Source organism: Pseudomonas sp. G11, assembly GCF_029457515.1.
Classification (GTDB): Bacteria; Pseudomonadota; Gammaproteobacteria; order Pseudomonadales; family Pseudomonadaceae; genus Aquipseudomonas; species Aquipseudomonas gorinensis.
In genome coordinates, this window is record NZ_CP120377.1 from 7,141,501 (window position 1) to 7,147,500 (window position 6,000).

The window sequence follows — 6,000 nt, forward strand, 5'->3', positions numbered from 1 at the left end:
CAATTTATGTCTTATACGTCCAGCGAGCCTTGGTCGATGACCAGACCTGGGCCCATAGTTGTGCTCAGGGTAACGCGCTTGACGTAGATACCTTTCGAAGAAGCTGGCTTGATACGCTTCAGATCAGCGATCAGGGCTTCAACGTTTTCCTTCAGCTTGACGGCATCAAAACCGACTTTGCCAACGGAGGTGTGAATGATGCCGTTTTTGTCGGTGCGATAACGAACCTGACCAGCCTTGGCGTTTTTAACCGCGGTAGCTACGTCTGGCGTTACAGTGCCGACTTTAGGGTTAGGCATCAGACCACGTGGACCGAGGATCTGACCCAGCTGACCTACAACGCGCATTGCATCCGGGGAGGCAATAACGACGTCATAGTTCAAGTCGCCGCCTTTCATTTCGGCGGCCAGGTCATCCATGCCAACGCGATCGGCACCAGCGGCCAGAGCAGCTTCAGCTGCCGGACCTTGGGTGAAGACAGCTACACGTACAGTCTTGCCAGTACCGTGTGGCAGCACAGTTGCGCTACGAACGACCTGGTCGGATTTACGTGGGTCAACACCCAGGTTCACAGCAACGTCAACAGACTCGCTGAACTTTACAGTCGACAGCTCGGTCAGCAGGGCAGCAGCGTCTACAAAGTTGTAGGCCTTGCCTGCTTCGATTTTGCCGGCGATAGCCTTTTGGCGCTTGGTCAGCTTAGCCATTACACACCCTCCACGTTAAGGCCCATGCTACGAGCAGAACCGGCGATGGTACGCACGGCTGCATCCATATCAGCTGCTGTCAGATCCGCGTTTTTGGTTTTCGCGATTTCTTCCAGCTGAGCACGAGTCACGGTGCCAACCTTAACGGTGTTCGGACGAGCGGAACCGCTAGTCAGACCAGCAGCTTTCTTCAACAGAACCGAAGCCGGGGTCGACTTGGTTTCGAAGGTGAAGCTACGGTCGCTGTATACAGTGATGATCACTGGAGTCGGCAGACCTGGCTCAAGACCCTGAGTACGGGCGTTGAAGGCCTTGCAGAATTCCATGATGTTCACGCCGTGCTGACCCAGAGCAGGACCGACGGGTGGGCTAGGGTTGGCCTGAGCGGCCTTCACTTGCAGCTTGATGTAAGCGGTAATCTTCTTGGCCATGAGGCACTCCAATTACGGGTTCGAACGCCTCGAAAGGCTCCCCGGTTACTTGCGCGTTTATCCCAGTGACGACAAAACCCCACAGCCTAGGCTGCGGGGTTGGGATGATTGCTCAGCTAGACCTTTTCGACCTGACTGAACTCCAACTCTACCGGAGTAGAGCGTCCGAAAATGAGCACCGCCACTTGGATCCGGCTCTTTTCGTAGTTAACTTCTTCGACAGTACCGTTGAAATCAGCAAACGGACCATCGGTGACACGAACAACCTCGCCCGGCTCGAACAATGTCTTCGGCTTGGGCTTGTCGCTACCGTCAGCAACACGACGCAGAATCGCTTCTGCCTCTTTGTCGGTGATCGGAGCAGGCTTATCAGCAGTACCACCAATAAAGCCCATGACACGAGGGGTATCCTTGACCAAGTGCCAAGTACCTTCATTCATGTCCATCTGAACCAGCACGTAGCCAGGGAAGAACTTGCGCTCACTCTTGCGCTTCTGGCCATTCCGCATTTCAACCACTTCTTCAGTGGGAACCAGAATTTCGCCGAAGCCATCTTCCATGCCTGCCAGCTTTACGCGCTCCAGCAAAGAGCGCATAACATGCTTCTCGTAACCCGAGTAAGCATGCACAACGTACCAACGCTTAGCCACGGGACACCCTTAGCCAACAATCAAGGAAACAAGCCAGCCGAGCAGGGAATCAAGCCCCCACAACAGCAACGCCATAACCAGAACAACAGCCACAACAATCAACGTGGTCTGCGTGGTTTCTTGGCGAGTCGGCCAAACGACTTTACGAATTTCGGTGCGAGCTTCCTTTACCAAGACCGCGAAAGACTTGCCTTTGGCAGTCTGCAGGCCTACAAAGGCAGCTACAGCAGCAAGGGCGAGCAAAGCGAGTACGCGGTACAGGATCGGCGAAGCAGAATAGTACTGATTGCCAACAACGCCTACGACCACCAATGCGACTACAGCAAGCCACTTGACCAGATCGAAACGAGAGCTTTGAGCTTCAGCCTTAGGAGTCATCTATGAAGATCCTGTGAAAAGAAAGCCAGACACACCACGTGAATCTGGCAGGTCAGGAGGGAATCGAACCCCCAACCTACGGTTTTGGAGACCGTCGCTCTGCCAATTGAGCTACTGACCTAAAACAAAATCAGGCCGACCATTATGCAGGCCTGAAAAAGACTTTACAACAACCAACCCCAAGAGACTTGAAATGACCAAGAAAACCAAACCAGGTCAGGCCAGACGCCATCAAGCCGAGGCAGCCATTAAAACAAAGGCAGATATTTTCATATCTGCCTTGTTATATGGAGCTCTTGAGCGGATTTGAACCGCTGACCTCACCCTTACCAAGGGTGTGCTCTACCAACTGAGCTACAAGAGCGAAACACCTTGCACAACCTGCAAACTTGGAGCGGGTAGCGGGAATCGAACCCGCATCATCAGCTTGGAAGGCTGAGGTTCTACCACTAAACTATACCCGCGGAGCTTGCAGCTCACGCTAAAAATGGTGGAGGGGGAAGGATTCGAACCTTCGAAGTCGTAGACGTCAGATTTACAGTCTGATCCCTTTGGCCGCTCGGGAACCCCTCCTAAGCGAGCCGGCATTTTACATTACGCCGACCTTCTGTCAAGCATTTTCTCAGTAAAAATATGAGGTTAGCTGCGTTGACGTTCGCTTCACCCTGTTGACCTAAAAGGTCTTCACTGCGAAGCGGGCGCCATTCTATGCAAACTATTCGCTAGTTGCAATGCCTTCGCACAGCATTATTTTATGTTTTAACTCATTGAATTCCTTAGCAAGGTTTTCAAACGGCAGATCGTCAGCCAGGCGACGACTCTCAGGGGCCACCCGAAGCCAATAGCCTGAGGCGTCAGAAGCGCTCAACAATTGAACCTTGACCTTTATATCCAGACTCGTCAGACGCTGCTCGAGAGTCTGAGCCTGATGCAGATCAGAAAAACCGCCTATGTATAAACAGGTATTTTGTGCATCCGGCGTCTTTGCCCGGTCACGCCGGACCATCGCATCAGCGGACTCACTCAGTAGTCGAATATCTTGCTGCGAGCCTCGGTAGAGACTCAAAGGCGTGACATCCTTTGCGCGCAAAGGAGCCTCCTGCTGATGCCAGACGTAATAGAAAGCATTGAGTACGAGCAATAGCAAAAACAGCCAACGCATAAACACCTCAGGATAAAGGACATGCCATTGCAAGGCCGACAAACACCAGGTCCGGAACGAGTCGAGCCTGCGGCACGGCATCCCAGACCAGGTCGGCATCCCCCCCAGTGAGAAACACAGTGAAATCATCACCCCAATAAGCCAGAGCCAACTCCAACTGCGTCAGCACAAACCCTCTGATCATCAACGTACAGCCACGCTCAACCGCCTCTACGGTCGTGCGCCCTGGAGAGAGCCGCTCAAGCGCCCTCTCAGCTGCCGCATCGTCGTAACGTATCTTGCGGGTATGGGTACGCAACTGGTTGCGCATGAGCGGCATGCCCGGGCAAATGAAACCACCTAGATGCTCACCATCCGCAGCGATAAAATCTGCGGTAGCCGCAGTACCAAAGTCCAGAACCAGGCAAGGGCCAGCTGCTAATTTGAATCCCCCCAGCATAGCCAACCAACGATCAAGCCCGAGACGCTCGAAATCTTCGTAACCATTGCGCACTCCAGCCATCTCTCGCGAAGAAACAGCGCAGCATACGGTAACGCCGAATGCCTCCTCCAGCGCCGCTATCAGCTTATTGGTTTCCTCTGGGGCCCGTACACTCACCATTCGACAGCGTGTCAGCAACAACCCTGGAAGCGCTTCCAGCGTCTCAATCAACGCGACATCCGAACCAACAACCCCCTCTGCAGAGGCACCCACCTTATTCACATCAAGTACGCGCCACTTGATAAAGCTATTCCCACAGTCGAGTTCAAGAATCATCACGCAACCTCAGGCTTAGCTCACCACCGCTATAGATTTTCTCAGCGCCATCAACACTCAAACGCAACGCACCCTGGTGGTCGACGCCTAATACCACGCCTTCGATTCGATTGACACCGGCGATCAGCGACACAGCTCTTCCTTGCCACGCATGATTCTGCTCCCACTCCTCCTGGAGCCCAGCAAAACCAAGAGTCATATGTTTATGCAAATAGCCTTGCAGCCTCAGACTCAGTTGAGCCACCAGATAATTACGATTAATCGGAATACCCGTTTCGAGCTGCACCGAAGTCCATTGCTGATCGACATCAACGGCCTTCTGCATATTCACATTGATGCCTATCCCCAGGACGACGTGACAGATATCAGCAGGATCCCCCACCAACTCGAGCAAGATGCCGGCAATTTTTTTCTGTCCAACCAAGACGTCATTCGGCCACTTCAAGGCTGCGCCCTGTACGCCAGCGTCACGCAAAGCCTGCATGACCGCCAACCCTACAACGAGACTCAGCCCCTCCAACTGCCGCAGACCACCTTCAATACGCAACACAACACTGTAATAAATATTTTGCGCAAACGGACTAACCCACTTACGACCTCGCCTTCCCCTACCTGCTGTTTGCTGCTCCGCAAGCACTATAAAAGGTGCCGCGCAGTTCGCCTCAACAAGGCGCAAGGCCTCAGCATTCGTAGAGTCAATGGAATCGAAAATATGGACAGGCCAAGGCAAAGAGGCCGCATGCAGAACGATATCTTCAGCATTCAAAAATACCAAAGGCGAAGCCAACTGATACCCACGACCGCGGACTTTATGAATAGGTAGATTTAACTCGGCCTCGAGATGCTGGAGCTGCTTCCACACAGCGCTGCGGCTGATACCAAGGGCAGCACCTAGCGCCTCTCCAGAATGGAATCGACCATCTTTCAGTAGTTTCAACAACGTCAGCATGCAAGTATCGCCTCACAATGAGGCACGCATGATAGCCATGCGTAAGGTCATTGCATAGAAAGGCCGGACACAGGACTGAACTGAAGGGAGCAGCGATAAACCATTCAACGCTTTTCGACCGCCCAAAACAAAACCCCATCTGCTTTCGCAAATGGGGTTTCGGAATTTAATCTTGACGATGACCTACTCTCACATGGGGAAACCCCACACTACCATCGGCGATGCATCGTTTCACTACTGAGTTCGGGATGGGATCAGGTGGTTCCAATGCTCTATGGTCGTCAAGAAATTCGGGTACTGAGTCGTGGCCAGTTGGCCTCGCTTCAGCAAATTGGGTATGTGATAGCTTTCGGTGTTTTGTGAACTTCGAACTTTCGGTTCGTTTCGTCTTCACACACCGCAATCTGGTGCCTTTTCAGGTCAGCAAATTGCTTGGGTGTTATATGGTCAAGCCTCACGGGCAATTAGTATTGGTTAGCTCAACGCCTCACAGCGCTTACACACCCAACCTATCAACGTCGTAGTCTTCGACGGCCCTTCAGGGGACTCAAGGTCCCAGTGAGATCTCATCTTGAGGCTAGTTTCCCGCTTAGATGCTTTCAGCGGTTATCTATTCCGAACATAGCTACCCGGCAATGCCACTGGCGTGACAACCGGAACACCAGAGGTTCGTCCACTCCGGTCCTCTCGTACTAGGAGCAGCCCCTCTCAAATCTCAAACGTCCACGGCAGATAGGGACCGAACTGTCTCACGACGTTCTAAACCCAGCTCGCGTACCACTTTAAATGGCGAACAGCCATACCCTTGGGACCGGCTTCAGCCCCAGGATGTGATGAGCCGACATCGAGGTGCCAAACACCGCCGTCGATATGAACTCTTGGGCGGTATCAGCCTGTTATCCCCGGAGTACCTTTTATCCGTTGAGCGATGGCCCTTCCATACAGAACCACCGGATCACTAAGACC

General features: G+C 53.0%; 7 protein-coding genes, 4 tRNA genes and 2 rRNA genes (1 of these 13 only partly in view). All 13 read right to left on the minus strand.

Annotated features, from left to right (window positions below; all coding sequences use genetic code 11):
- Window positions 1–11 precede the first annotated feature (11 nt).
- The gene (rplA, locus tag P2T68_RS32930; RefSeq protein ID WP_003232403.1) at window positions 12–707 is read right to left on the minus strand and encodes a 50S ribosomal protein L1; all 696 of its coding nucleotides are present in this window, start codon (window positions 705–707) and stop codon (window positions 12–14) included.
- Complete coding sequence (rplK, locus tag P2T68_RS32935) at window positions 707–1,138, minus strand: 50S ribosomal protein L11 (protein ID WP_003176435.1); 432 nt, start codon at window positions 1,136–1,138, stop codon at window positions 707–709. Before rplK ends, rplA begins: the two co-directional genes overlap by 1 nt.
- Window positions 1,139–1,254: 116 nt before the next feature.
- Complete coding sequence (nusG, locus tag P2T68_RS32940; RefSeq protein ID WP_003176436.1) at window positions 1,255–1,788, minus strand: transcription termination/antitermination protein NusG; 534 nt, start codon at window positions 1,786–1,788, stop codon at window positions 1,255–1,257.
- A 9-nt stretch (window positions 1,789–1,797) separates the two neighbouring features.
- Window positions 1,798–2,166, minus strand: a complete 369-nt coding sequence (secE, locus tag P2T68_RS32945) for a preprotein translocase subunit SecE (RefSeq protein WP_003194658.1) — start codon at window positions 2,164–2,166, stop codon at window positions 1,798–1,800.
- 45 nt (window positions 2,167–2,211) lie between these two features.
- A tRNA-Trp gene (locus P2T68_RS32950) sits at window positions 2,212–2,287 on the minus strand.
- Window positions 2,288–2,454: 167 nt separating this feature from the next.
- Window positions 2,455–2,530, minus strand: a tRNA-Thr gene (locus P2T68_RS32955).
- A gap of 26 nt (window positions 2,531–2,556) precedes the next feature.
- Window positions 2,557–2,630 (minus strand) — tRNA-Gly (locus tag P2T68_RS32960).
- A gap of 24 nt (window positions 2,631–2,654) precedes the next feature.
- Window positions 2,655–2,739 (minus strand) — tRNA-Tyr (locus P2T68_RS32965).
- Window positions 2,740–2,881: 142 nt separating this feature from the next.
- Entirely contained in the window at window positions 2,882–3,328 is a 447-nt protein-coding gene (locus P2T68_RS32970) for a hypothetical protein (protein WP_024077683.1), read from the minus strand.
- A gap of 7 nt (window positions 3,329–3,335) precedes the next feature.
- Entirely contained in the window at window positions 3,336–4,085 is a 750-nt protein-coding gene (locus P2T68_RS32975) for a pantothenate kinase (protein ID WP_277378817.1), read from the minus strand.
- Complete coding sequence (birA, locus tag P2T68_RS32980) at window positions 4,075–5,034, minus strand: bifunctional biotin--[acetyl-CoA-carboxylase] ligase/biotin operon repressor BirA (protein ID WP_069077105.1); 960 nt, start codon at window positions 5,032–5,034, stop codon at window positions 4,075–4,077. Before birA ends, P2T68_RS32975 begins: the two co-directional genes overlap by 11 nt.
- Window positions 5,035–5,204: 170 nt before the next feature.
- Window positions 5,205–5,320: ribosomal RNA gene (rrf, locus tag P2T68_RS32985) — 5S ribosomal RNA — on the minus strand.
- Window positions 5,321–5,477: 157 nt separating this feature from the next.
- Window positions 5,478–6,000: ribosomal RNA gene (locus P2T68_RS32990) — 23S ribosomal RNA — on the minus strand; it runs 2,369 nt beyond the window's last position.